This window comes from Saccharicrinis sp. 156 (genome assembly GCF_050589685.1).
Lineage (GTDB): Bacteria > Bacteroidota > Bacteroidia > Bacteroidales > Marinilabiliaceae > Saccharicrinis.
The window spans coordinates 1-25,459 of the sequence record NZ_JBNGOS010000034.1 but is presented as its reverse complement, the minus strand read 5'-3'; the positions used below and the strand labels follow the sequence as shown (position 1 = coordinate 25,459).

23 protein-coding genes and 1 tRNA gene are annotated in these 25,459 nt (G+C 38.1%); 8 read left to right on the top strand and 16 right to left on the bottom strand.

What is annotated here, in order from left to right; genetic code table 11:
* Window positions 1-67: 67 nt before the first annotated feature.
* The 8 genes from ACRD64_RS19035 to htpG all read right to left on the bottom strand — a co-directional run bounded on the left by ACRD64_RS19035 (window position 68) and on the right by htpG (window position 11,162).
* Window positions 68-949, bottom strand: coding sequence for a carbohydrate kinase family protein (locus ACRD64_RS19035; protein ID WP_430935053.1), 882 nt, complete (start codon window positions 947-949; stop codon window positions 68-70).
* On the bottom strand, window positions 937-2,433 hold the full coding sequence (locus tag ACRD64_RS19030) for a mannitol dehydrogenase family protein (protein WP_430935052.1): 1,497 nt from the start codon (window positions 2,431-2,433) through the stop codon (window positions 937-939). Before ACRD64_RS19030 ends, ACRD64_RS19035 begins: the two co-directional genes overlap by 13 nt.
* A gap of 154 nt (window positions 2,434-2,587) precedes the next feature.
* A complete protein-coding gene (locus tag ACRD64_RS19025) occupies window positions 2,588-3,544 on the bottom strand; it encodes an ABC transporter permease (protein WP_430935051.1) in 957 nt (318 codons plus the stop codon).
* 133 nt (window positions 3,545-3,677) lie between these two features.
* Entirely contained in the window at window positions 3,678-5,210 is a 1,533-nt protein-coding gene (locus ACRD64_RS19020) for a sugar ABC transporter ATP-binding protein (protein WP_430935050.1), read from the bottom strand.
* A gap of 22 nt (window positions 5,211-5,232) precedes the next feature.
* Complete coding sequence (locus ACRD64_RS19015; RefSeq protein WP_430935049.1) at window positions 5,233-6,297, bottom strand: substrate-binding domain-containing protein; 1,065 nt, start codon at window positions 6,295-6,297, stop codon at window positions 5,233-5,235.
* A 34-nt stretch (window positions 6,298-6,331) separates the two neighbouring features.
* A complete protein-coding gene (locus ACRD64_RS19010; protein ID WP_430935048.1) occupies window positions 6,332-7,177 on the bottom strand; it encodes a hypothetical protein in 846 nt (281 codons plus the stop codon).
* Window positions 7,178-7,625: 448 nt separating this feature from the next.
* Complete coding sequence (locus ACRD64_RS19005) at window positions 7,626-8,744, bottom strand: adenylate/guanylate cyclase domain-containing protein (RefSeq protein ID WP_430935047.1); 1,119 nt, start codon at window positions 8,742-8,744, stop codon at window positions 7,626-7,628.
* 363 nt (window positions 8,745-9,107) lie between these two features.
* A complete protein-coding gene (gene htpG, locus ACRD64_RS19000) occupies window positions 9,108-11,162 on the bottom strand; it encodes a molecular chaperone HtpG (protein WP_430935046.1) in 2,055 nt (684 codons plus the stop codon).
* A gap of 260 nt (window positions 11,163-11,422) precedes the next feature.
* Between htpG and ACRD64_RS18995 the strand changes: the two genes are divergently transcribed.
* The 3 genes from ACRD64_RS18995 to ACRD64_RS18985 all read left to right on the top strand — a co-directional run bounded on the left by ACRD64_RS18995 (window position 11,423) and on the right by ACRD64_RS18985 (window position 13,027).
* Window positions 11,423-11,839, top strand: coding sequence for a Fur family transcriptional regulator (locus tag ACRD64_RS18995; protein WP_430935045.1), 417 nt, complete (start codon window positions 11,423-11,425; stop codon window positions 11,837-11,839).
* A 50-nt stretch (window positions 11,840-11,889) separates the two neighbouring features.
* Window positions 11,890-12,603 (top strand): peroxiredoxin, encoded by a 714-nt coding sequence (locus tag ACRD64_RS18990; RefSeq protein ID WP_430935044.1) that lies wholly within the window; start codon window positions 11,890-11,892, stop codon window positions 12,601-12,603.
* A gap of 136 nt (window positions 12,604-12,739) precedes the next feature.
* Complete coding sequence (locus ACRD64_RS18985) at window positions 12,740-13,027, top strand: DUF1847 domain-containing protein (protein WP_430935043.1); 288 nt, start codon at window positions 12,740-12,742, stop codon at window positions 13,025-13,027.
* A 245-nt stretch (window positions 13,028-13,272) separates the two neighbouring features.
* On the opposite strand, the gene ACRD64_RS18980 is transcribed toward ACRD64_RS18985, so the two are convergent.
* The 5 genes from ACRD64_RS18980 to ACRD64_RS18960 form a co-directional block, all read right to left on the bottom strand.
* Window positions 13,273-13,623, bottom strand: coding sequence for a P-II family nitrogen regulator (locus ACRD64_RS18980; RefSeq protein WP_430935042.1), 351 nt, complete (start codon window positions 13,621-13,623; stop codon window positions 13,273-13,275).
* Window positions 13,624-13,745: 122 nt separating this feature from the next.
* Complete coding sequence (locus tag ACRD64_RS18975; RefSeq protein WP_430935041.1) at window positions 13,746-15,062, bottom strand: ammonium transporter; 1,317 nt, start codon at window positions 15,060-15,062, stop codon at window positions 13,746-13,748.
* A 275-nt stretch (window positions 15,063-15,337) separates the two neighbouring features.
* Complete coding sequence (locus ACRD64_RS18970; protein ID WP_430935040.1) at window positions 15,338-15,706, bottom strand: response regulator; 369 nt, start codon at window positions 15,704-15,706, stop codon at window positions 15,338-15,340.
* On the bottom strand, window positions 15,707-15,928 hold the full coding sequence (locus tag ACRD64_RS18965) for an ATP-binding protein (RefSeq protein WP_430935039.1): 222 nt from the start codon (window positions 15,926-15,928) through the stop codon (window positions 15,707-15,709).
* A 25-nt stretch (window positions 15,929-15,953) separates the two neighbouring features.
* Window positions 15,954-16,124 (bottom strand): hypothetical protein, encoded by a 171-nt coding sequence (locus ACRD64_RS18960; protein ID WP_430935038.1) that lies wholly within the window; start codon window positions 16,122-16,124, stop codon window positions 15,954-15,956.
* Window positions 16,125-16,682: 558 nt separating this feature from the next.
* On the opposite strand from ACRD64_RS18960, the gene ACRD64_RS18955 reads away from it, so the two are divergent.
* Together ACRD64_RS18955 and ACRD64_RS18950 are read left to right on the top strand one after the other, a co-directional pair.
* Window positions 16,683-16,767 (top strand) — tRNA-Ser (locus ACRD64_RS18955).
* A 248-nt stretch (window positions 16,768-17,015) separates the two neighbouring features.
* Complete coding sequence (locus tag ACRD64_RS18950; protein WP_430935037.1) at window positions 17,016-18,230, top strand: phage integrase SAM-like domain-containing protein; 1,215 nt, start codon at window positions 17,016-17,018, stop codon at window positions 18,228-18,230.
* 265 nt (window positions 18,231-18,495) lie between these two features.
* On the opposite strand, the gene ACRD64_RS18945 is transcribed toward ACRD64_RS18950, so the two are convergent.
* Both ACRD64_RS18945 and ACRD64_RS18940 read right to left on the bottom strand, forming a co-directional pair.
* Entirely contained in the window at window positions 18,496-19,458 is a 963-nt protein-coding gene (locus ACRD64_RS18945) for a nucleotidyl transferase AbiEii/AbiGii toxin family protein (RefSeq protein WP_430935036.1), read from the bottom strand.
* Window positions 19,455-20,180: a type IV toxin-antitoxin system AbiEi family antitoxin domain-containing protein gene (locus ACRD64_RS18940; RefSeq protein ID WP_430935035.1), complete on the bottom strand. Its 726-nt coding sequence runs from the start codon at window positions 20,178-20,180 to the stop codon at window positions 19,455-19,457. The genes ACRD64_RS18945 and ACRD64_RS18940 overlap by 4 nt, the downstream gene beginning before the upstream one ends.
* 384 nt (window positions 20,181-20,564) lie before the next feature.
* On the opposite strand from ACRD64_RS18940, the gene ACRD64_RS18935 reads away from it, so the two are divergent.
* The 3 genes from ACRD64_RS18935 (at window position 20,565) to ACRD64_RS18925 (ending at window position 25,122) form a co-directional block, all read left to right on the top strand.
* On the top strand, window positions 20,565-20,930 hold the full coding sequence (locus ACRD64_RS18935; protein WP_430935034.1) for a helix-turn-helix domain-containing protein: 366 nt from the start codon (window positions 20,565-20,567) through the stop codon (window positions 20,928-20,930).
* A 92-nt stretch (window positions 20,931-21,022) separates the two neighbouring features.
* The gene (locus tag ACRD64_RS18930) at window positions 21,023-24,001 is read left to right on the top strand and encodes a TOTE conflict system archaeo-eukaryotic primase domain-containing protein (protein WP_430935033.1); all 2,979 of its coding nucleotides are present in this window, start codon (window positions 21,023-21,025) and stop codon (window positions 23,999-24,001) included.
* Window positions 24,002-24,099: 98 nt separating this feature from the next.
* Window positions 24,100-25,122 (top strand): AAA family ATPase, encoded by a 1,023-nt coding sequence (locus ACRD64_RS18925; RefSeq protein ID WP_430935032.1) that lies wholly within the window; start codon window positions 24,100-24,102, stop codon window positions 25,120-25,122.
* Window positions 25,123-25,130: 8 nt separating this feature from the next.
* Here ACRD64_RS18925 and ACRD64_RS18920 read toward each other — a convergent pair whose 3' ends face one another.
* A complete protein-coding gene (locus tag ACRD64_RS18920) occupies window positions 25,131-25,307 on the bottom strand; it encodes a hypothetical protein (RefSeq protein ID WP_430935031.1) in 177 nt (58 codons plus the stop codon).
* Between the last annotated feature and the right edge of the window lie 152 nt (window positions 25,308-25,459).

Here is a 25,459-nt window from a genome sequence, read left to right as displayed (position 1 = left end):
TGCCCGGAACATTCTGCAAGTAGCGTACTTCACACAAACCTTCCAAGGCAGCACCTATAACGACTAATTAAGAATGCATTAGTGCTTCAATTTTCTCGTTTGCAATTACCGGATTGGCTCCACTAAAGGTGGCTACCAGGGCCCCTACCGCGCAGGCAAAATCGATGGCTTCCTGCGGATCTACATTTCGCATTAACTCGCTAACAATAGAGGCCAGAAAAGAATCCCCTGAACCGACCGTATCGGCTACGGTTATTTTATATCCTTTGTTATAATAGAATTTATCATTGTAAAACAGGGCTGCACCATCCGCTCCAAGTGTTACGCAGATATGTTTCGTCCGGGTTTTCTCCGAAATCAGGCGTACACTTTCCTCCAGATGAATATCTTCGTGACCATAATAAGCGCATATTTCGTTAAGCTCTTCATCGTTGAACTTGATAAAGTCGGCCTTTTCCATGAATGTGGTTAGCAACTCTTTTGAATAATGCGGAGCACGCAAGTTTACGTCGAATATTTTATATTTGGCAACATCCATCAGTTTCAACAAAGATCCTTTCGAACGTGGGTCGCGAGCAACCAGGCTTCCAAACAGAAATGCATCCGCTTCACTCACCAACTTAAGCGTTTCGTCGTTACAGGCTATAGCGTCCCAGGCGCATGGGTACTTTATATCGTACGACGCAGAACCTGCCGAATCCAACACTACCAATACTTCACTGGTATCCAAGTCTTTATTCTTTTGCAGATAATTTAAATTCACACCAAAGGGCTTAATTTCATTCATCAACTCTTCACCCAAAACATCATCCCCCACACTACTTATTACGTACGATTCGTTTCCTAACGAATTTAAGCGAAGTGCCACATTCAAGGGAGCACCGCCAACCTTTTTACCCGTTGGCAAAACATCCCAGAGCACCTCTCCAAAACAAACTACTTTTCCCATGATATTGTATTTTTAGTGTTTATTGCTTTCACACATTCCTTTATTTTAAATTCATTCAACGCTTCCAGGGCACTTTGATAAGCGTCAACAAAAGTCCGCTGATGAACAAGATCACCAAAGACAGATTCTATTTTCAAGAACGCCAGTGGATCATCTTGGGTTCTTCGTGCAGCTGCCTGCAGCTCTTCGCTGATGACGTCTTCAATCTCATATTCATTACCCTTCTCATCTGCGCCTTCGTTATATTTACACCAAGCTGCTATCACAAAAGCTGCCCTTTGGAAATTACCGGAACCTTCCAGTTGACTTTTAACCGTAGGCAATATGAACTTAGGCATCTTGGCGGAACTCTGCAAACATATTCTCGAGATCTGATCCCTGATGTATTTGTTCCGAAACCGGGCCATCAAACTGTCTTTATAGGCACCCAAATCCATCCCTTCCAATCCGGAAAGTACTGGTGTGGCTTCCGCATCCATATAGCTTCGCAGGAATTTACTAAAATCTTCGTCGCTGGCTGCCTCATCAATCGAATTATAACCATGTCTGGCCCCCAACATACCAAGCACAGAGTGACCGGCATTTAAGAGTTGCAGTTTCATTTTTTCGTATGGCGCCACATCTTCTACAAACTGCACACCAACCTCTTCGTACGCAGGACGACCCGACACAAAATCATCTTCCACCACCCACTGAATATACGACTCGCACACGACGGGCCAGCGGTCCTTTATTTTAAATTTATCATAAACCATTTCGATATCCGCAGGAACAGTAGCAGGGGTAATTCTATCGACCATACTGTTAGGGAACGTAACATTTTTATTCACCCACTCCAACAACTCGTTATCCACCTCGCCAATAAAACTACATAACATTTGGCGTGCAATAGCACCATTCCCCTGTATATTATCGCAGGACTGAATCGAACACCCTTGAACACCTTTATTCTTTCTTAACAACAATGCCTGTGTAAGAAAACCGAAAATTGTTTTCGGGTCTTCAGGATGCGCCAAATCCCATTTGATAGATTCGTTTTCAAAATCGAACTCCCCGGTAGCTTCGTTTAAATTATATCCCCCTTCCGTAATAGTCAGTGATATGATTTTCGTTTCGGGATGGGCCATTTTTTCAATAACTGCCTGCTTGTTGTCCGGTGCGAACATCACCTCAACCATCGACCCGATTACCCTGGCGTTCACAGAACCATCAAGCTCTTTGGTCATCAAGGTATACAATCCATCTTGCTCAGTGAGAATATCACATATTTTCCTATCGAATTCCAACAATCCTACCCCGCAGATTCCACAATCCCGAGCCACTCCTTTTTCAAGTAACTGGTCGGCATAAAACGCCTGGTGTGCCCTGTGAAACCCACCAATACCTACATGAACTATACTGGCCTTAACGGCTGAACGGTCGTAAGTCGGAACAGCTACATCCGATGGCAAGGATTTTAAATTTTCTTTATTTAATGTCTTCATTTTTATCATTTTAAAGCGTACAACACCATTATTCGGCCGATGGCCGAAAACATACCTTTTATTTTTTACTTTACACCCCACCCCCATAGCTGTGCAACAATGCTTGCCCGCGTATCAGGCCATGGGGAGGAATCGCAACCGAGAAGCAATTATATCACACCTTGTATTTATCCTCGAAACGCTGAAGAAGCACCGCAAAGATGATGATCAAACCTTTGATTACTTGCTGAGGATAGGACGGTACGTTTAGCAGGTTAAGGATATTACCGATCAATCCTAAAATCAACACCCCCATTAAAGTATTGATAGCAGTACCTTTTCCCCCTTTTAGGCTGGCTCCACCAATCACCACGGCAGCAATCGCATCCAATTCCAGGGCCACACCAAAGTTTGGCGAACCCAAATTCGTTCTTGAAGCAGCAATAATACCGGCACCGGCTGCCAAACATCCCGAAATAGAATATACCAGGAACTTATATTTGTTGACTTTGATTCCCGATAAAACAGAAGCTTCCTCGTTACTGCCAATAGCTATCACCAATCGACCAAACACATTATATCTCAACATAATATGAGCCACAGCCACTACCACAATAAACACAATAGCCACATTAGGTATTCCAAGTAACGATCCGTTACCAAAATCTTGCATTAACAAACCCCCTTTGGTTTGAAAAACAACAGGAGCCCCTTTTGAGTAGATGAATGCAAAACCACGTGCAATAGTCATCAGTGCGAGCGTCGCAATAAAAGGCGCCATTTTATGTTTGGTCACCAACCAGCCGGAAACGCTACCTATGGCAAAGCCAATGGCCAGAGTAAGTACGATGGCCAGCGAGAGCACAATAGAATTTGTCAGCAAGGCAAAAATAACCCCCATTAGGGCCACCATGGAACCTACCGACAAGTCGATTCCTCCGGTAAGAATGACGATAAGCATACCTATACTTACGATTCCCACTCCGGAAACTTGTTTTAACAAATTGGAAATATTAATGGAAGAAAAGAACACGTCGGAAATAAGGGACGAAAAAATCACAAGTATTGCAAAGATAAAGATGGTATTATACTTTATCAAAAAACGGATAATATCGTTAGCTGTAGTTTTCATTTTTATAATATTAGTATTCCCGAAGAAATTAATCTGAAGGTTTCGGGATTTCCCTTCGTTCAACAAGACACAAGCTTCAAGATTCAAGACGGATTCTTACAACTTTACATCAAGACGGATTAGTTAGATTTGTTTAGACTGCTGTTTGAGAATTTAAAGATTCGCCGATCGACAACCTTAATATATTTTCTTCGGAGAATGATTCCTTATGCAATTCCCCTTCGATGGAACCATTGTGAACCACCAATATCCTGTCGGATATTCCAATAATCTCCGGCATATCCGACGATATCACCAGCACTCCCACACCTTTGGCCGCCAACTCGTTAATTAAATTATAAATCTCCACTTTGGCACCTACATCAACTCCTCTGGTAGGCTCGTCAATAATAATCACCTGGGCATCTATACTCAACCATTTAGCCAAGGCTACCTTTTGCTGGTTGCCGCCACTCAGGTTCATCACCTTAGTATTTTCGTTAGGTGTTTTAATACTTAGCTTATTAATTAAATTGCAGGCATTTTTTCTTTCCTTACCATCCTGAATAAAATCCAGTTTATCCGATACCAAATCGAAGTTGGTCAGGCTGATATTATCCTTTACCGACAGGGACAGAAACACACCCGTTTCTTTTCTGTCTTCCGGCACAAACCCAATGCTGTTTGCTATGGATTTAACCGGGTTCTTGTTTTCAATCTCTTTCCCATTCAAGCGAATGATGCCTGATTCTTTTTTATCGGCGCCAAAAATCAACCGAGCTGTTTCAGTACGTCCACTTCCTCCCAGACCAGAAATACCTAGCACCTCGCCTGGATATAATTTGAAGGAAACATCCTTAATCTTCTTACACTTTGAATTTAAGCCCTCCACCTCTAAAATGGGCTTATCGCCTATTTTCACGTCTCTGGGCGGATAAAAATCCTTCAGCTCCCTGCCAATCATCAATTTCACCACCTCATCGGTATTTGTTTCCGAAGCCAACATGGTTCCGGTAACTTCACCATCTTTTAACACGGTAACCGAATCCGATATCTGGAATATCTCTTCCATATGGTGTGAGATATAAATAATGGCGATTCCTTTTTGCTTCAATCTATCCAGCGTTCTGAAAAGCTTCTCCACCGACTTAGGCCCCAAAACCGTTGTTGGCTCATCCAACACCAATACCTTAACTTCTTCCGATAATGCTTTGGCAATTTCCACAATCTGCTTTTTGATAATACTTAAATCAGCGACTTTTGCCTTAGGGTTGATATCAAAACCAAGTGACTCGATAATCTTCCTGGCTTCCTGCACCATCTCCTTCCAGTTCATCCACGAACCTCCCGAACCCAATTTATGCAAGAAGATATTTTCAGCTACCGACAAGTCATTCACCAACGACAACTCCTGGTAAACCACACTAATACCTAACTCTTTACCATGATGTGGATTGCTAGGCTCAATAACTTCTCCTTCCAGCTTTATGGTCCCGGCATTTCTTGGATGTACGCCACATAAGATCTTAATCAAGGTCGATTTGCCGGCACCGTTCTCACCAATCAAAGTATGAATTTCACCAGGCTTAACTCCAAACGAAACATTAGTTAAAACCTTTACTTTACCAAAGCTTTTGGCTATTCCCGAGAACTCCACCATATACTTATTTTCATCAACTGTTTTCATGCCAATTAAATTTTATAAACGATTAAAAAATGGCCTTCGGATTGTAGAATTCTTTCGCGTTTTCCTTTGTAATCAATACTGCGGGCGTAAACGAAGTTTTTTCAAAATCGCGCTTGTCATTAAAGTATTGAACCGCATACTGAACTGCTGTTTTTCCGATCAGCACAGGACTGTTTACCGCGGTACAGCCATATAAATCTGTTTCCATAATTAACTTAACGGCTTCTTTCTGCCCGTCAGCTGCCGCCACAATCAGTATATCATCTTCCTTTCCTGCTTTGCGAATTGCTTTAATTGCACCTAAAACACAAACATCAGATTCGGTAATAACCACGTTTATATCGGGATGTGCAACCAAAATATCCTCCATTGCTTTTAATCCGCCCTCGTACGACCAGTTTGTATAGGCCTGTGTTTTAATATTCAAATCAATGTAACCATGCGTTCTTAACTGCTCCTCTGTAATACCCGTCAATAGACCTTGCTTTCTTGTTTTACCCACTGGGTTTCCCGCATTACCGCTCAGCAGGGCTATCTTCATTTTTTTTGATCCCATCTTTTTCACCAACCATTCACCGGCCAATTCTCCATTTCTATGGTTATCAGACTGAACGGTGGTTACATACTTGGCAGATGGATCAATGGAACTGTCGATGATAAAAACAGGGATACCAGCCTGTTCGGCCACCAAGGTCACCCCAACCAACGCATTCGGGTCCAGCGGATTAAGCAACAAGGCATCTACCCCTTTGGTTATCAAATCTTCCGCAGCCGCAATTTGCTTGTTGATATCACCCTGCCCATCGGCATACACAAATGTCATACCCGCTGCTTTGGTCGTCTGTTGAATACTCGACAACAAAGCCTGGTAATAAGGAGCATTTAACGCGGGCGTGCAATACCCAATCTTGAAGCCGCTCAAGTCCACATTGCTTTCAATTATCACATCATTTAAACTATCGTTTTTCGCCGAACCCTGAACCTGGGTTATCTTTTCCACACATCCTGTTGAAAACGACATTAGTACAACCAATGTTGCCGACAAAAGGACATCCTTTACTTTAAAATTCATTGACCTTAGTTTCATTGTAGTATTTTTTAAGATAATTTATTAAGATTGATTAAAACAGAACCACATCTATTTGCAAGACACCTTTACCGCTTTCGGGATTCCAGATCCCATTGAAGTTTACAGGAATTTTTTTGTTGAACACCTCTACACTTTTACTTAAAGTTAATCCGATATTTACAAAGTTGGCTCCTTTACTGTAAAATGTTTTCTCTGTTGAGAACGAGAAAGCTCCACCGGCAAAAGCACTTAATTGATAACCCCCTTTATTGTGCAGCCTGTATTTAGCCTCTACATAATTTGAGTAAGAATCCGTTCTGTCACCGTTTTCGTCTACTTCGTAATCTTGCCCTTGTCCTGCCAGTATGGTTGCCCAAAATAATGTCAAAGGAACTTCCTCCGAAACAGTATATCCCAATGCAATATCCACAAAATTGGGTGAGGTTTCCTTTGCGTAACTAAACATATCAATATCTTCTTCGTCTTGACTCGAATAGTTATTGTGACTCACCACTTCCACATAAAAGTTATCGGCAAATCGGTACACCCCATAATATGAATATTCCTTGAAGGTTCCGTCAAAACTCGCCCCTCCCCAAAGACCAAGCGTCAATTTTCCGCTTCTATCGTTATATTCAAGTGCCGTCGAAGTCATCACACCGGGCGTAACCACAAAACCCCTCCACATATGCATATTTCGCAAACTTAAATACCCTTGAAATGGTTTGTAGGCATTTTCCACCTCCTGTGCGGAAAGGGTATTACCACAAACAAGAACTACACCTATTATTACTGCCGCCTTCAGGTTCCTCATCCATTTAAATCGCAGATTTAAATAAGTTCGGTTTTCACTTTTACCCCAGTCTCCCTTTCCCATCGATTCTTTGTATTTTTCCATGACCTTCCAGATTTTGATTTCAATCGCACTGCTATTTAAGCGTATATTTTACGTTTATTGATTCAAATGTACAGTTTTTATTATCATACTTACAAACTTTTTAACATTTATTTTTTGCTTTTCTTCTATATTTAATCATACAATCCTTCCAAAAGCCTTATAAACAAAGACATTTTTAAAGTATGTTAAAATTAAAACTTACAGCGTATATTGTACGCTTATTATTTAATGCAACCTTTTTATTTGTCCTAAAATGCAGATTGGACCAACTATAAATTTGATTTTTCCAATAGAAAATTGCTACACTAAGATATTTTGTGATTTGGGACAGGTTGATTAACGGCAAAACCTCAACGCAAGAATTCCTGTATCAGGCACCCCCTGCGGCAAGCCTTATGCTTACGCCTGCTGCCAGTACGAAATTTAAACCTATAATGCCGAATCTTGGCTAATATTGCACCTTGCTCTTTTTTCGCTTCTTGTTACCCTTAGGCAGAACTGAAAACACAAGCAATGGACGCCTCTTGCCTTTTAGCTTTATCGCATCCAGTTTTACAAAATTATACTCGTCTTTTTGTTCAAAGGCCTCATATAAAACGCCCGATATCAAAAGATCCTTTCTGTATTCGTTACATTTCGACTCGATTCTGGCGGCCGTATTTATGGTATCGCCGTTATAAGAAATATCCCTACGTATACTTCCAACCTGAAGCACCATCACCTTTCCGATATGCAGGCCAGCCTTAAACTGCGGCACCTCACCATATCGCCAGCGGTAATACCGCGAACGCTTTTCAATCACCCTCAAAAACGCAAAAAATGCCCGGATGCAATTCGTATTCCGAATGCCATTATGTTCGTCCCAGGTAACAACGGCGCCATCTCCCAGGTAATTATAAATCTCCCCTTGGTAGTTATAAAGCACGGACATGTCGTGGAAAACATCCTGTACCAAACGACTGAATTTTTCATGTCCCAATTGCTCTGCCCTTCTGGTGGAAGATTTCATATCAATAAACATGAATATCTTTTTTTCTTCGCGGGGCTTATTTAACCTGCCAAAAAACCAGTTGAAGAAATTACCCACACCAATTTTCTTGTACATTTCCCTAAAGGTACTATTCCCAATACAGGCCAAATAAAAATACACGAAAAACCGAACATCATTTAACCCAAAATCAGGAATATGACTAACAAACGACTGGTAATCGACAACGGAATTAAAACTCAAATTTTTGTTTGCAGCCAGATACAGCAAAACAAAAGCCAACGCAAAATATAGTATCGACCGCAAAAATACCATGGTTCGTATGGGCGAAAACCTCATAACGCGATCTGAAACGAGTATATCCCAAAAAGCAAACAGCACAGTAACAACCACACTGACAAACACCACATTGACATATACAGACTCCCTGGCAAGCAATCCAAAGTAGTTGATAAAAACAGACTGATCGCCTGTTAAAAACAAGTAAAAAAACAAAGCTAAATTCCAAAATATCAAATGATACCTAAAGGATTTATAGATTTGAGCAAACCATATTTTTAGCTTTTCTTTTAAAAACATTCTTTACAGACCAACAAGCAGGAAATAAGAAACGATAGACTTTATCTTTTTCCCCTGTTCGTGTTACTCTTAAAAAGGAAAATTAGTTTCAGTATTTGTATTTGAGTTATTAACAAATAGCAAAAGCGCATCCCTATTATGGAATGCATCGAAAATCAGAAACATGAAATTACATTTTACAATCTAATCGACAGCCTCGCAATACACGTTATTCAACACCGTTAATATTGCTCATCCTAGACAGCTTCGCAGTTTTTTTTCTAGTAAAACAATTCGCACAACAAGCACAATTCGGGGTTTAACCCCAAAAAAAAGCCGTTTGAACTGAATCAAACGGCTTGATAAAATTAATATAACTTAGCCTTAAATCAAATCAATGCTTCGCTTAACAAAATTAGTCAACGCTTTACCTTTAAGCATGTTATTTGAAAGAAGCGCAAGATCGATAAGCTGAGACACCAATTTATTGTCGGTACTAAAACCACTTAAAATTTCTGTCTTTTTAGCGTTCAGATCGTTGATTTTCTTGTCAACATCTGCCAACTCGTCTTTTTCGGCCTGAGGCACCTCTTCATCTTTCTTACCTTCTTTGGCTTTTTCAAGCTCCTGACGTTTTCCGTTCAAGCTTTCGATCTTTCCTCGCAAGGAGTCAACCTGCTCCCCAACTTTCTCGTTCTTGTCGGCCAAAATACGCTCCACCAAAGGATGGTTTTCATTTACCACCAACTGGTAACTATCAGGCATTTCGCCATAGAAATTCATTCCGCCACCCTGCATTGCGCTCATCTCTTTCATACGGCGCATAAACTCTTGCTGGGTAATGATAGCCGGGTTAGAATCAGCTCCCATGGCTTCAAAAGCAACAATAAAGTTCATTTTATCCCCATTGGGAACCTGGGCCGAAAATACGGAAGTCAAATCTTCCTTATCGCTTGCGGACAAGTTCGACTCCAGTGTATTTTCTTTGGGTATCAGTTTTTCAACCACGTCACCATCCACGCGAACAAAACGGCTCTTTTCGAATTTCTGCTCCAGATGATTGATAAAATGGGTATCCAACTGACCATCCATTAACAAAACATCATATCCCTTATTTTTAGCTCCTTCGATAAAAATATGCTGCTCTTCGGCATTGGTAGTATACAGATACACCAACTGATCGTCTTTATCCGTTTGGTTCTCCTTGATAATATCCTTGTATTCGTCGAAAGTAAAATATTTACCGTCCGTGTTTTTAAACAAGGTAAACTTCTGGGCCTTATCGTAGAACTTTTCTTCCGTCAACATACCGTACTCGATAAACAGCTTCAAAGAATCCCATTTTTCTTCGAACCCTTTTCTGTCTGCCTTAAAGATTTCCGATAAACGGTCCGCCACTTTTTTGGTGATATGGTTCGATATCTTCTTCACATTAGCATCCGCCTGCAAGTATGAGCGGGAAACGTTCAACGGAATATCGGGTGAGTCAAGAACGCCATGCAAAAGGGTCAAAAACTCAGGTACGATATTTTCCACAGAATCGGTAATAAATACCTGATTGCTATAAAGCTGAATTTTGTTTTTCTGAACTTCCACATTATTCTTGATTTTTGGGAAATACAGAACTCCTGTCAGGTTAAAAGGATAATCTACGTTTAAGTGTATGTTGAAGACAGGATCTTCGCTCATTGGATACAGATCTTTGTAGAACCTATTATAATCCTCGTCTTTCAGTTCGGCAGGTTTGCGCGACCAAAGCGGATTGGTATCGTTTACCACGTTATCCTCTTCAAGCTCTACCTCCTTACCATCTTTCCACTCTGTTTTCTTACCAAAAGCAACTTCAATAGGCAAAAAGCGACAGTACTTGTTCAGCAAACGGGTTATTTCAGCTTTTTCCAAGAATTGCTTATTCTCATCGTCAATATAAAGAACAATATCAGTCCCCCTGTCCTCTTTGGTAATTTCATCCAAAGTAAACTCGGGGCTTCCGTCGCACGACCACTTCACGGCCTTAGCCCCATCTTTATGCGACAAAGTATGGATTTCCACCTTTTTGGCAACCATAAACGAAGAATAGAACCCTAAACCAAAATGACCGATAATGGCATTTGAATCGTCTTTATATTTATCGAGAAACTCCTCTGCTCCCGAAAAAGCGATCTGGTTGATGTACTTTTCTATTTCTTCGGCCGTCATACCAACGCCTCTATCGGAGATAGTCAAGGTTTTCTTTTTCTCGTCAATTGAAACTTTAACCTTAAGCTCTCCCATTTCGCCCTTAAACTCACCTACACTAGATAAAGTTTTCAGCTTTTGAGAAGCATCAACAGCATTGGAAACAAGCTCTCGTAAAAAGATCTCATGATCGGAATAAAGGAATTTTTTAATGATGGGGAAAATATTCTCAGACGTAACCCCAATATGACCTTTTGACATAGTATTATAAAATTTTGTGATTAAACTTATTTATGTCTCGGTTTAATCAAAGGGTATGCCAAGCAAAATAAAATGACAGATAGGCAGAATATATGACACGACGCTGCCATTCGTGCATATAATAAGCGATATGCACGACATTCTCCGTACAAGCGTGCAACAATCAATCAAAAAAAACACTTATTGCTATTTAAACACTTTTTTCTTATATTAGCTTAATTATTATTTAGGAATTATTCTTATTTAGGTTTTATTCTGATATGACAACGAAAATTCACAAAAGACTTGCTGAATCCGGGCTGAAAGTAACTCCACAAAGGGTGGTTATTTTAGAAGCCCTATACCAACTCAACAATCATCCTACCGCGGATCATATTATAGAATATATCCGAAAAAACCATCCTAACATAGCTACAGGAACCGTATATAAAACGCTGGATACTCTGGTGGAAAAAGCACTGATAAAAAGGGTTAAAACGGATCGCGATGTAATGAGATACGATGGCATAACCGAAAAACACCATCACCTGTATTGTTCGAAATGCGACTTAATAGAGGACTATCGCGACCATGAGCTGGATAAGATGCTGGAAGAATACTTTGCGAAAAAAAACTTTAAAGGATTTCATATGGAAGATATCGTTCTTCAGATAAGAGGAACCTTTGATAAATGCTAGATAAAAACCAAGATTACAATATTTTCTTTAACGATTTAATTACAAAACAGATGGAACAGATTCAAGAGCAACGAGTAGTGAGTTTGCCAAGAATTGGCGATCCTGCACCGGAATTTACCGCAGTTACTACCCAGGGAAACATCAATTTCCCATCCGATTACAGCGGAAGTTGGGTCATTCTATTTAGTCACCCCGCGGATTTTACCCCTGTTTGCACATCGGAGTTTATGACTTTTGCCAGCATGCAAGATCAATTTGCGGAAGCCAATTGCAAACTGGTGGGTCTTTCCGTAGACGGGCTATACAGTCATATTGCCTGGCTACGCACCATTAAAGAAAAAATCGAGTACAAAGGCATGAAGGATGTCGAGGTTACGTTTCCGCTAATCGAAGACATCACGATGAATGTGGCCAAAAAATACGGTATGATTCAACCTAACGAAGACACAACCAAAGCGGTACGTGCCGTATTCTTTGTTGATCCCAAAGGCATCGTGCGCTCAATGATTTATTACCCACTTAGTTTGGGTAGAAATTTTGATGAACTTTACCGTGCACTAATTGCCATGCAAACCGCGGATGAGTTTGGTGTAGCCACGCCGGCCGACTGGCGCCCCGGTGACGACGTGATTATCGGCCCTGCCGGTTCATGCGGAGCCGCCCAGGACAGAATGGAAGACAGTGAGATAGATTGCAAAGACTGGTTCTTTTGCACCAAGAAACTGGATAAGGATACAGTATTGAATAAAGTGCTAAAGAAATAATGAGGCACCAATTATAAGACAAGGCGGGTACGTAAACCATAAAAAAGTTTGCCATCCGCCTTTTTTGACGCTTGCATTTCGCATAAAAATAACATTAACGATAAGAAACCCATACGACAAGATTTCGCTTGATAAAATGAAAACAGCAGATCAATCATCCAGTTATGGTTCCAACAGAATTGAAGAAACTCATAATTTTTGGAAAAATGCCCGCATCCCAAAAATAGGAATAGCCAATTGCATTACCTTCTCGCACAAAACCGATGTACCAAAGAAATATTTTTCTGAAGATTTTGAAATTTTTACGGCCGATTGCACATATGGCAGGTTAAAAAAGCATGAGATATTGGGAGAAAACAGCAACAGGGTTGTATGTAATTCTGCCGGTCAGACAGAATTCCTTACGCAAAATAAACCGAATTGAATATTTCACCTGAATGATGCGAAGGACACGATATGATTTTTAACCAACATGCGCAAACTCCGGTAACCTGTTTGTTCGATAAAGATTTTAGTAACAATAACAATCCTGCCGCAGCAATAAAAGATATCGAAAGGAAAATAAACCACCTCAAAAAGCTACTTACCTTTTACAAAAAAACCCTCTTGCCTGCATAACTGCAAACAAGAAGGTTTAATGGTTTAGATTAGAGTAATCTCCATATTTAATTATATGGCAGAACTTCCTCGCTCTTCAGTCCGGATACGGATACATTGCTCAAGGGGTGTAACAAATATTTTTCCGTCACCCACTTCACCTTCGTGACCGTTGTGCGATTTAGCTGCCTTTATAATTGCGTCAATAGTTACTTCAACATACTCTTTGTTTACGGCTATCTCCAAACGCATTTTTGGCGTAAGGTTAGGGACCACCTCTTTTCCGCGATAAACCTCCGTGCTCACCTGGTTACCATGACCGGAAACCCGGGTTACGGTTATACGGCTAATACCAGCCCGGATCAAACCTTCGCGTACCTGGTCCAACTGGTACTCTCTTATAATTGCTGTTATTAATTTCATCTTATTAAGAATTAGTATAAAGCGTTAAGCATTAAGTATACATATATTTACATGTTCAAACCTAACCTACTTAAACCTTATATATTACTTTATCTATGTATTTTAAACTTTAAAATCAGACATTAGTTAGGATTCATCATACCATAGCCTCTTTCACCGTGGTAGGCATGGTCAAGTCCCATCATTTCTTCTTCGTCGGTAGACTTAAACTTGAACAACTTCTCAACTATCCAAATTAACGCTATCGTCAGCACAATTGAATACACAATAGCTATTGCTACAGCAGCCACCTGAACACCCAACTGATCCCACACAGACCATTGTCCGCCGGCCAGCGAAGCAGCATTCTCCATCCAGCTGTTTCGTATAAAGAAGGTTAAAAAGATAGCCCCGATAATACCGCCAACACCGTGAATACCAAATGCATCCAACGAATCGTCATAACCCAATTTGTCTTTTAATATTAAAGCTCCATAACACACTAAGGAAGCCATACTTCCCAACGCCATGGCACCAAGTGGCTGAACCACTCCCGCAGCAGGGGTAACAGCAACCAGTCCGGCCAAAATACCCGACGCAAAACCCAACGCCGTTGCTTTACCATACTGAACAAGTTCGATAATAGCCCACATCAATGCCCCGGTAGCTCCGGCAACCTGAGTCGCGGTTAACGCTTGTGCTGTACTGATTCCACTTGTAATACTGGAACCCGCATTGAATCCAAACCAACCGACCCAAAGCAGCCCAACGCCCATCATGGTCATCACCAGGTTATTTGGACGTAACTGACGCAGAGGATAACCGCGACGTGCCCCCAAATAAATAGCTGCTACCAATCCGCTGATACCCGCTGAAATGTGTACCACGGTACCACCTGCAAAATCGATGGCTCCATCAGCTCCCATATTAAACAAAAAACCATCTTCGGCCCAAACCCAATGGCACAATGGATTGTATACCAATATACCCCAAAGGGATATAAAAATCAGGTAACCTTTAAACTTTACCCTTTCGGCAAACGCTCCGGCAATAAGTGCAGGAGTTATTATGGCAAACTTACCCTGAAACATAGAGAATACCAATTCAGGTACCCCGCCTTCCATTACAGTTTCGTCAATTCCTTTAAGGAAAACATAATCGCTGTTCCAGCCAAACCATCCGCCAAAAACAGATTCTCCAAAACACATAGAATAGCCCACGACTACCCAAAGAACGCTCATTACACCCATGGCTGCAAAACTGTGCATCATGGTTCCCAATACATTTTTAGATCTTACTAAACCGCCATAGAACATGGCCAGTCCCGGCACCATCAAAAGTACCAATGCAGTTGATGTAATCATCCAGGCCGTAGCTCCGGCATCTACTTCAGGGTTGGCGGCCCAACCGTTCACGAAAAACCCCAGCAACAAAGTTGCTAAAAGAATTGCTCTCTTCATAAAAATACGCTTAATAGGTGATAATTATCATTTCTCGCGTGCAAACTTATAATTTTTTATAGTACGGTGCAAATGATATTATATCTTACAAGGCAAAACCCCCTTTTTACAATAGTATGTTTTACAAATAGAACATCTCACAGCAAACAGCTCCCCATAAACAACCCCCATACTTAAACTAATATTGCTTTTATGGCAAAAAAAACACAAAAACAAATAAATTAAAAAAGCCCGACAAAATTTGCCGAGCTTCAATAACTGTATTTTTTTCAGCGCTAATTCAAATATGCTTCCAGTTCTTCCTCAATTTTAGATTTTTTTAATGGCTTTTGGAAATAACCATCTATCAAGTCAGCATCTAAGGCTTTTTCAATTTCGGGAGTTAAACCATATCCTGATAACAGAAAGTAAGGGATGCCACCTCTTACTTTTCGGGCAGCAGAAACAAAATCCAGCCCGTTCATCCCCGACATTTTCATATCCGTTATTACCACATCTATCCCTGTATGGTCATCCAATATCTCAAGCGCCTCTGCACCAGACTCGGCAGTAACGATTTCATAAACCCCACGAAACATAATGGTGAACAACTTTAAATTTATTGGTTCATCATCTACATATAGAACAACACCTAGTTTGCACATTTACTTTTTACTTTTTACCGGGATAATCGCAGTAAAATTAGATCCTCCACCTTTATCGGAACCTACTCTTATCTCAACCCCATGTTTATTAATAATGTTATCAACTGTGGAAATTCCCAATCCTGCGCCGTCCCCTGCTTCTTTCGTGGTTAAAAATGGTTCAAAAATGAGGTTCTGGAACACTGCATCCATTCCTTCACCATCATCTACTATAGTAACCATCTATTTTTGCGAATTACTCAACAGTTTAACTTTCTACTATTTTTCCTTTAAGCTTTATTGCCTGTATAGCCTTATAATATGCATTCATAAAAACGTAATGCAAATCGCCTTTATTTCCGTCCAACATCACCTCCTCCGGCGGATCATGCCAAACCACGTTAATTCTTGCAGTGGTTTCAAATTCAAAAATATTCAAATAATCGTCAATAATAATGCGAATATGGTAACTTGAAAAATATTTTTGTTTAGAAATCTACTTTAATCCAGCCTGTGAATACTGCACATTCTCATATTTCATCAAGTCCAAACTGACCCATGCCAAAAATTCTTCCCATAATTTTTCACATACCGCCATTCGAAAAAGTACGCCATGCCGCCCTTTTCTTCATCCATTTTTCCAATCAGCATACTCACGGATTTCTTATCCTTCTTTAAAAGGAAAATTCCCTCAGCAATATATCAATAAAAAATAATATTTGGTGCAACTATTAAACGTAAGTATTGTCATTCATTAAAAAAATAGATTTTTGGAAACGGAAAATCCCAACATACAACACCAACCGGGAATAAAAAAGGCGCAAAAAAGCACCTCCAAAGAAAGCACTTAGACATAACACTTAAATTAAGTTTATATTTTTTTTCATTTTTATTTTTGCAGTTCGAAAAATTCCTATACATTTGCACCCGTTATCAAAAGAGATACACACTGAAACAACAGCAACAGCAAGGGTTTCAGATAAGATATAAAATTTTTGGAGAGATGGCAGAGTGGTCGAATGCGGTGGTCTTGAAAACCATTGTACTGCGAGGTACCGGGGGTTCGAATCCCTCTCTCTCCGCTGAGTGCGAAAGCAATTTAAAGTAAAACCCTGTAAGTCAACACTTACAGGGTTTTTTTATGCGCAAAAGTGTGCAATAAAAGGCAGAAAAAGGCAGTTTTTAGGTGGATTTCTGGTGGACTTAAAAAGTCCTCATTTTAGTCCACCAGAAAGAGTTAAAAAAGCTCTGTATTGCACTCTATTACTCGGTTTTAAATCGTTTAAAAATGAACTCATAAAAATAATTTTAACACCAAAAATTTATTATTATGAGTGGACTTGAGACCATTAAAATCAACTTCTTTATCAAGAAGACAAAATTGCTTAAAAACGGAGAAGCTCCTATCTTCGTTAGAATCATCATTAACAAAGAAAGAGATGAGTACGCCTTAAAGAAAAGTATTCTACCTAAACAGTGGAACGAAACAAAACAATTAGCAAAAGGCAGTTCTGAAAAATCACAGGAAGTTAATCAACTAATAGAGCTTCACTCTTCAAAAATTAAATCCTACTTTGATTTCCTGATTATGGATAATCAACAGGTATCTCCAAGAATTATCAAAGAGAAGATTGTTGGTAAGAAGGAAACCAGACGCACCATCCTAAAAGTATTCCAGGAACATAACGACAATGCCAGAAAACTAATTGGCATAGACTTCGCTCCTGATACAGTTCAACGCTACGAGACCTGCTATACGCATACCAAAGATTTTATTCGTTGGCAATACAAACGTGAGGACATAGCTTTGGAAGACCTGAATCACCAGTTTATCCGTAATTATGAGTTGTACCTTAAAACAGAACGCAAATGTGCCCACAACACTGCTATTAAGTATTTGAAGAACTTCAAAAAGATTGTTCGCATAGCTTTGGCTAATAGTTGGATGACTAAAGACCCGTTTGCAACTATTAAATTCAAACTTAAGCCTGTTGATGCAGTTTATCTTACCAAAGAAGAACTGGATATTGTAATCCATAAGGAAATGGGCATGGAACGCTTAAGACAGGTTCGTGATGTTTTTGTGTTTTGTTGTTTTACCGGATTAGCCTTCTCCGATGCCAAGTCATTAAAACGAGAACATATTACAACTGATGGAAACGGAATTACTTGGATTCATAAAAAGAGAACTAAAACCGATCAGATGAGCACCATCTTTGTTATTGAAGCTGCCAAAAAGTTAATGGCCAAGTATGAATACGAACCGGAACTTATTGAAAAAAGTGCAGTTCTCCCCGTTCTCAGCAATCAAAAAATGAATGCTTATTTAAAGGAAATTGGAATCATATGCGGTATTGACAAACCGATATCAACTCATACGGCCAGACATACTTTTGCTACAACAGTCGCATTGGAAAATAATATGCCACTGGAAGTAGTGTCAAAGACTTTAGGTCATTCCAGTACAAAAATGACTCAGCGTTACGCGAGAACAACGGAAGCTTTGATTCAAAAGAATATGGAAAAGATTAAGGATTTGTATTAAACCATAACATTGAGAGTAAATATCGCGATATGCGATATTTGCCAACTTTTTTTCGTGAATATTTTAAACCAACCGTAGTGCTGAGCGGTATGGTTGGAAAAGCAATCTATTAGCAATTCAGTTGAAGGCCTGAGGGTATCAACCCGAAATTTGCTTTTATAGAGTGTTACTTGAAATGTACCGAATATTTCAACTGAGGTGCTCAGCACCTCAACTTAAAATTTGTTTCATTAAACTCTTCCCTATATATGAAAATATTCCTTCTCTATAATTCAGCTAATATTTTAATCAATTCTTTAAATCTTTGTGCCACATCTTTCTCGTTTGGTATTTCTGAATACGCCAACATCGACAACTCATTGGTGTAGGTTAATTTCAGTTTCTCCCAAATTGAATCGAAATCTTTTATTAAAGGGGAATCCTGAATAGTTTTCTTGTTCCATCCTGATGGTTCATCGAATTGCTGTTGGTCGTGTGCCAGCACTTTGCGAAACTGCGCTTTGAATTCATCAGAGTTTACGTATTTGTTACAAGTTTCATCTTGAAGTAAGTAATAAAGGTCGTAAAAGTGCCTTATTTTTCCAGAAATACTTTCAATAGGATTTTCATCGAAGGAGAATCGAATTAGCGATACCAACTTTTCGATTAAGGTCTGCTCTTTATCCAAAACATTAACTTTAAAAGCTGCTAAATCATACTTTTTAACCAACTCATCTTGATTCTGGCTTTGCAAGTATTCGCCTATCATGCTTTGAATACCAACTTTGTTGTATGGAAATGGATTTGCAAAAGAGTTAATCTCAACGATGATTGATTCCGGAACCGCTGATTTTTGTTTCTGCATTAAGGTTACCGGGAATTCATATACAGCTTTTCTAAATCGAGAACCTTTACTGGTAACACCTATTATTTCTTTCTCTGATAAGTCAGTTGCTATTTCTTTTTCAACCGTTCTGATTAAGGTTTTTATCTTGTTTCCGCTCGTTCCAGGAGTAAGAATTACAGCTACGTCAACATCCTCAGAAAAGCGGTTTATCAGTTTATGTCCCTTCGATAAAGATGTACCACCTTTAAACACAACCAAATCTACATACTTGCTTTCGGATAGTCGTTTTAATACCAGGCTAATCCAATAGTCTTTTTCGATGAAGTAATCTTTGATGCCCAAACTATCAGCAGTTTCCTTAATGGCCGCTTCAAACAATTCATTTTCTGTATGTAGTGTCATTTTATTTTCCATTTTAATCTGTTAGGCAATAATTCCTGCGGAATATTAAAAGAGTACCAGGTTGTAGACTTCAATGTTTTTTGAAGTTTACTGGCATAATCATTATAACCTAATTGCTCCCATATTGCTCCGGATAATGCTCTGGTTGATGGAGGATAATTAATAGCTAATTCAACTAGCTGCTTTTTTTCAGCTTCAGGTAATTCTTTTAATAAGAGGGTAATCCTGTTTATTGAGTTTGCAACAGTTGTATCCGGTATACTTTTAATAAAACGGATGCAATCCAATAATTGAAGTAACGGTATGTTTGCCTTTGTGATTTTATTCCATTGACGAACAAACTTAACAGTGTATATACCTCTTTTAATTCCTTTTTTATCAAAGTTTACTGCTATCTGGATGACATTGGGAACTTGTGTGGATAGTTTTAAACTATTAAATACGGAATATCCTGTGATATAGCCAATTGCCTTACCTCCATCGATTAAGAGGTCTTTAACGATTTCGTACTCATTGGGTTTTAACTTCTTAACAATACCTGATTTAGGCTTGTAAAAGCGACCTTTTGATAGCCTTTCAATTGTTCCCGACTTGACCATACGATACAATGCTATCTTTAATGCACTTTCTTTTTCAGCATCTACATTAAAGTCAGAATAGGTAAACACATACCCCTCTGCAAAACGATCAATTCTATATTTAACTAATTCAGCTATTTTCATTTGCTTGCAAATATATTACAAATTCACAACATGTAACGTTATTACTGGTAAAAACGTTACTTTTCCACATCTACATGCAATATATATACTAGATTTTTATTGAAAAGATAAAATGTTAATTTGGGTAAAATATTTCGCTTTGCTTTTGATACATGTAACGTTTTTACTTGTAGAAACGTTAAATACTAATCCTTCTACCCCAATTGAAAAAAGCCTATTAAAATTCAGTTGGAGGCCTGAGCCTCACAACTGAAAATTTGTTTTTATAGCCTCACTAGAGCTATTTAAATTTAATCAATAATGAGGAATTTAATAACAGACCTCAATTACAATCGTTGATTTGATATCTTTAATTCTCAGTAATTAAATTCAAAATACATCGTCATGAGAAATCTTATCGAAGAATTGCCTGAACAAATAAGCTTGACAATTACAAAGCAAGATTTAATTGAATTTGCAGATTATTTAATTAAAGAATATGCGTCCTTACAAAGAACAGAATCGGCGCTAGAACATGACCTTAAAAAAGCAATTGATATCAATGAGGTTGCTGCCTATACAGGGTTCTCTCGGTCTTACATTTACAAACTAACAAGTGGAGGCTTAATCCCTCACTATAAGAGAGGCAAACGATTATATTTCAAAACAAAAGAATTAGAAGAATGGCTAACGGAAAACAGAGGTTTCAATCTAGCCGACATTGAGAAACAAGCTTCAGATTACATCATGAGGAATCCTCGAAGATTTTAATCATATTATCACAGAGGCTCATCCTACAATATCTATAGCAAATTTAATACAGATTATTGTTTTCTTTGTAGAGATTAGCTATTAAAGATTAAATGAGCAACATAGAGTATCAGATAGAACTTATTCAGCAACTATTTAGGTGTCGTAAAGACGTTTTTGCTATCCGCTGGGAGAAGGGAAGCAAGACAGGTTATATGCCTGCATACAGCTATGATCCATACGTATACAAACAACACAAAATTGGAGGAGGAACTTTAGCCAACTTTAATGATAAGGTAAAAAAACAACTTACTCCCAATGAAATAAAACTACACCTTGAAGGAAAACAATTTATTGGAATCTATCCTCTCTTAGAAGATAACACCTCTTGGTTTATAGTGGCTGACTTTGATAAAGAAAATTGGAAGGAAGAATCCTCGATGTTTAAAAACAAGTGCAACGAATACAATATTCCAGCATATATAGAACGTTCACGGTCTGGAAAAGGAGCACATGTCTGGATCTTCTTTGATAGTCCACTACCAGCAATAGAAACCAGAAAAGTATTTATAGCACTATTGAAAGGATGTGGAATTATCTCCGAATTTGATAAATACTCAAGCTTTGATAGGTTGTTCCCTAATCAGGATTATCTATCCGGTAAAGGTTTTGGCAACTTAATTGCTCTTCCCTTTAACAGACATACATTAGCCCAAGAAAATAACTGTTTCATTGACGAAACAAGTTTTGAAGCATTTGAAAACCAATGGCAATTCTTGGAGAGTATAAAACGTCTATCATCTGAAAAATTTCAAACTATACTATCAAAATACAAATCCAATCCTAAGTCCATTTCGTCATCAATACCAAAAAATATTGGCAAATTAACTATTACGCTCCGTAATAAAATCATCCTTAATAGATCCGGCATAAACACTAAGCTGATAAACTTTTTAAAAGAGGAACTAAATTTCACTAATACCGAATATTTTATAAAGAAAAAGCTTGGTAAGAGTACGCATAATATTGATCGGTATTTCAATTTTATCGAAGAAAATGATAATGAAGTCTTGATACCTCGTGGTATGGCACGAAAACTCATTATGTTTTGCACAAAGAGTAAAATTGACTTTGAATTTATTGACAAACGAAATAATCGTAAGGAAATATCCTACTCATGCGATATTCAATTAAGAGAATACCAAAAGCAAGCTATTGAAGCTACTTCGAATAAAGATTTTGGAATTATTGTTTCTCCTCCGGGTAGTGGTAAAACTATTATTGGTTTAAAACTGATTGCAGAAAAGAAACAGCCTGCGTTAATTGTTGTACATAGGAAGCAAATTGCTGATCAATGGATCGATAGTATTCAAACATTCTTAGGAATACCTAAACACAAAATCGGCATTATCGGACAAGGAAAATTAAAAATTGGTGAATCAATAACAGTAGCAATGATTCAATCTCTTGCAAAGAAACTTGACAAAGAGGGTTCTAATGATTTAGTAAATACTTTTGGAACAATAATAATTGACGAATGCCACCACATTCCGGCTAAATCATTTGCTGATACCATCAATAAATTAAACGCTTATTACTTATATGGCTTAACGGCTACCCCGTTTCGAAAGCACACTGAGGACAAACTAATTTCCATACACTTAGGTAGCACCATATGCGAAGTTCAGCCCAATGAAGTTAATAATGGTCAGCAAGCAAGAGTAATAATCAAGAACACCGATCTTGATGTTCCTTTTAACTCAAAGACAGATTCTTTTGAAACGCTCTCTCAAATTCTGATACACGATTCTGCCAGGAACAAACAAATCATTAATGATATTAAAAATGAACTGGATAACGGAAACAAATGTGTCGTTATTACTGAGAGGAAAGAGCATATTAATACTTTGAATCAATTTCTTAAACAACAATACGAAACAATTACCCTTAGTGGAGAGGATTCTATAACTTCCCGAAAAAATAAGTGGCAAATATTAAATGAAGGTAGCTATGATGTATTAATAACTACCGGACAGTTCTTTGGTGAGGGAAGCGATATTCAAAATGTTTCCAGGTTATTTTTAGCGTACCCTTTCTCCTTTAAAGGAAAGCTAATCCAGTATATTGGACGTGTTCAACGTTCTGAAATTACACCAACCATATACGATTACAGGGATTACAAAATAGATTACCTGAATAAGATGTTCCTTAAAAGGAATGCGCATTATAGAAAGCTTGAAAAGTTACGATCCTTATTTGATGACATAGATAATCAGCAAGAAGATAAACCAACAATTAATGAAATTAGAGAAAGGGTAAAACTTAAATTTGATGATTTAGAGTTTCATTATGGTTGTATTCTTTTAAACTACATTGACAAGGAAACCGGAGAACTCATCGAATTTTCAATTGACAATGACACTATCAGACCAGAATTCACAATCTTGAAATCATATTTTGCCAAACAATTAAAAATCAAGAATATTGAGGTTGATATTTATGCTGAATTTAAAGATGATAAATTAATTGCTCAGGAAGCTACGTCACCAGATATTAACAAGATTAATTCTAAAATAATCGACAGCGTTAAATTTCAATTTTTAAACAAGAACATATTGGGCTCTAAAAAGTCCAATACCTCAAATATTGTCGATTTAAACGATCTCCAAAACGGAAATGGCATTTATAATTCGGAGGATGAACTAATCAATGAGATTCTTAAAGATGAATCCGTTAAACATTACAGACAAATTAAATACTTGCTAAAACTCCACCTATCACATATCCTTAAAATCAGATTCATCCTTTCTCCCTTTTCTTTTGTATTTCTGCTTGAGGGTGAAAAAAATTACTACATTGTTGCAGAAACACTAAACACAGAAGAAGCTACGTATATCTGGCATATCGATAAAAGTAAGTTGAAGGCTAACCTAAATTCAATTAATAAAGACTTAAGCATCATCCGTAATAAAGGACGTCAGTTCTTCATTGAAAATCAACCAGAAAATTTTAGCAGGATATTTCATGATTACTCAGATGACAAAAAGGGGTTTATGACATGGAAGGGGCAATTAGAAGAGAGGTTAATCTGAATATCTAACAATAATTTTGATACGATAAAAACTTCTAGTCAAACTTATTTTCCTCAAGTGCGTTAATATATTATCTTTATAAGTACATTTGTGCCCAAATGAGTCAGTTTGATTACATAAAAGATATTGCTAGATATGGTCTTGAGAATGATCAAGAACAACTTCTTGAAGTGTTGAATAAGCTAATAGATTATTCAAGGCAAACCAAGAAGACTAACTTTGCATTGCAGTTACAATCCATTTTAAAAGAAGGATTGCGTAGTCAACAATCAAAAGGTCTGACAAAAGTAGGTTCTAAGAAATACTTTTTACGTGAAGACGATAGGGAGATCAACGAACTCATTATCGAAAAGCTGACTTCTGATTATACCTTTGAAAATCTTGTTTGCTCAGAGGATATTCATGAGGAACTAAAATACTTTGTAAAAGAACATCAAGGTATTGATATTCTTAAGCAATTTGATTTACCTGTTTCAAATCGAATTCTATTTTACGGTCCTTCCGGTTGTGGCAAAACATTGGCATCATATGTTCTGGCTGGAGAGCTTGATAAAATGATGTATGTAATTAATTTGGGTGCTATCGTATCTTCTAAATTAGGAGAAACAAGTAAAAATTTAGCCAAGATATTCCGAAGAGCATCAGGTGAAAATTGTATTATCTTCCTAGATGAGTTTGACTCTTTGGGTAAAGTACGGGATTACAGCCAGGATCATGGGGAAATGAAAAGGGTTGTTAATACAATTCTTCAGTTATTTGATTATTTACCTCAAAATAGTATTGTAATAGCGGCTACTAACCAATTACAAATGTTAGATGATGCTTTACTTAGAAGGTTTGATCTAAAAGTCAATCTTGATCTGCCCAATAAGCAACAGCTATCTGAATTAATTGATAAAACTATTTCTAAAACGCCTTTTATGTTCAAAACAAAAAAGGAGTTAAACGAAGTTGTCAATTTATCTGAAGGTTTATCGTATTATCTAGTTCAAAAGGCCATATTAACGGCTATCAAAAGAACCTTGTTTGACAGTCATACTAATAACAAAGAAGAGTACTATATCAATACTGACATTTTAAAGATTCTTCTTGAAAAGGAAAAAGAACCTCTAACAAAATAACAATTGCTTTAGCTTTCCAAATCGGCTTCCAGGTCAATTCTACCCATTATCTCAAGTTCATTAACAGCCATTAATCCTTCGTATAAAGAATCCAGTTCTTCATCCTTTAAAGGTTGTTGTTCTATCTTGATAATCAAGCTAAAAGGTATCTCTCGTTTAAATGCTTCTTTGTTTGCATCGGTCATAGTTTTATGAAACGCTGCATTCACTGCTACTTTAAAAGTATTTTCTTCATTGATAATATCCTGACGCTTAACATTTGGAAATAACGGTGATGTTGACCCCTCCAACGGTCATATTGACCCCTCTTGGATTTGGGTAACCGAAAATGGTTAGT

What these genes read in the sequence shown, in the direction of transcription:
- ACRD64_RS19005 (WP_430935047.1), bottom strand. Translation starts at nt 8,744, where the DNA reads ATGTTTTTAAAAGAAAAGCTAAAAATATGGTTTGCTCAAATCTATAAA.
- ACRD64_RS18920 (WP_430935031.1), bottom strand. Translation starts at nt 25,307, where the DNA reads ATGACCGATGCAAACAAAGAAGCATTTAAACGAGAGATACCTTTTAGC.
- ACRD64_RS18965 (WP_430935039.1), bottom strand. Translation starts at nt 15,928, where the DNA reads ATGGTTACTATAGTAGATGATGGTGAAGGAATGGATGCAGTGTTCCAG.
- htpG (WP_430935046.1), bottom strand. Translation starts at nt 11,162, where the DNA reads ATGTCAAAAGGTCATATTGGGGTTACGTCTGAGAATATTTTCCCCATC.
- ACRD64_RS18990 (WP_430935044.1), top strand. Translation starts at nt 11,890, where the DNA reads ATGGAACAGATTCAAGAGCAACGAGTAGTGAGTTTGCCAAGAATTGGC.
- ACRD64_RS19020 (WP_430935050.1), bottom strand. Translation starts at nt 5,210, where the DNA reads ATGAAAACAGTTGATGAAAATAAGTATATGGTGGAGTTCTCGGGAATA.
- ACRD64_RS18925 (WP_430935032.1), top strand. Translation starts at nt 24,100, where the DNA reads ATGAGTCAGTTTGATTACATAAAAGATATTGCTAGATATGGTCTTGAG.
- ACRD64_RS18980 (WP_430935042.1), bottom strand. Translation starts at nt 13,623, where the DNA reads ATGAAATTAATAACAGCAATTATAAGAGAGTACCAGTTGGACCAGGTA.
- ACRD64_RS19015 (WP_430935049.1), bottom strand. Translation starts at nt 6,297, where the DNA reads ATGAAACTAAGGTCAATGAATTTTAAAGTAAAGGATGTCCTTTTGTCG.
- ACRD64_RS19010 (WP_430935048.1), bottom strand. Translation starts at nt 7,177, where the DNA reads ATGGAAAAATACAAAGAATCGATGGGAAAGGGAGACTGGGGTAAAAGT.
- ACRD64_RS19035 (WP_430935053.1), bottom strand. Translation starts at nt 949, where the DNA reads ATGGGAAAAGTAGTTTGTTTTGGAGAGGTGCTCTGGGATGTTTTGCCA.
- ACRD64_RS19030 (WP_430935052.1), bottom strand. Translation starts at nt 2,433, where the DNA reads ATGAAGACATTAAATAAAGAAAATTTAAAATCCTTGCCATCGGATGTA.
- ACRD64_RS19025 (WP_430935051.1), bottom strand. Translation starts at nt 3,544, where the DNA reads ATGAAAACTACAGCTAACGATATTATCCGTTTTTTGATAAAGTATAAT.
- ACRD64_RS18970 (WP_430935040.1), bottom strand. Translation starts at nt 15,706, where the DNA reads ATGTGCAAACTAGGTGTTGTTCTATATGTAGATGATGAACCAATAAAT.
- ACRD64_RS18935 (WP_430935034.1), top strand. Translation starts at nt 20,565, where the DNA reads ATGAGAAATCTTATCGAAGAATTGCCTGAACAAATAAGCTTGACAATT.
- ACRD64_RS18950 (WP_430935037.1), top strand. Translation starts at nt 17,016, where the DNA reads ATGAGTGGACTTGAGACCATTAAAATCAACTTCTTTATCAAGAAGACA.
- ACRD64_RS18985 (WP_430935043.1), top strand. Translation starts at nt 12,740, where the DNA reads ATGAAAACAGCAGATCAATCATCCAGTTATGGTTCCAACAGAATTGAA.
- ACRD64_RS18945 (WP_430935036.1), bottom strand. Translation starts at nt 19,458, where the DNA reads ATGACACTACATACAGAAAATGAATTGTTTGAAGCGGCCATTAAGGAA.
- ACRD64_RS18975 (WP_430935041.1), bottom strand. Translation starts at nt 15,062, where the DNA reads ATGAAGAGAGCAATTCTTTTAGCAACTTTGTTGCTGGGGTTTTTCGTG.
- ACRD64_RS18995 (WP_430935045.1), top strand. Translation starts at nt 11,423, where the DNA reads ATGACAACGAAAATTCACAAAAGACTTGCTGAATCCGGGCTGAAAGTA.
- ACRD64_RS18930 (WP_430935033.1), top strand. Translation starts at nt 21,023, where the DNA reads ATGAGCAACATAGAGTATCAGATAGAACTTATTCAGCAACTATTTAGG.
- ACRD64_RS18940 (WP_430935035.1), bottom strand. Translation starts at nt 20,180, where the DNA reads ATGAAAATAGCTGAATTAGTTAAATATAGAATTGATCGTTTTGCAGAG.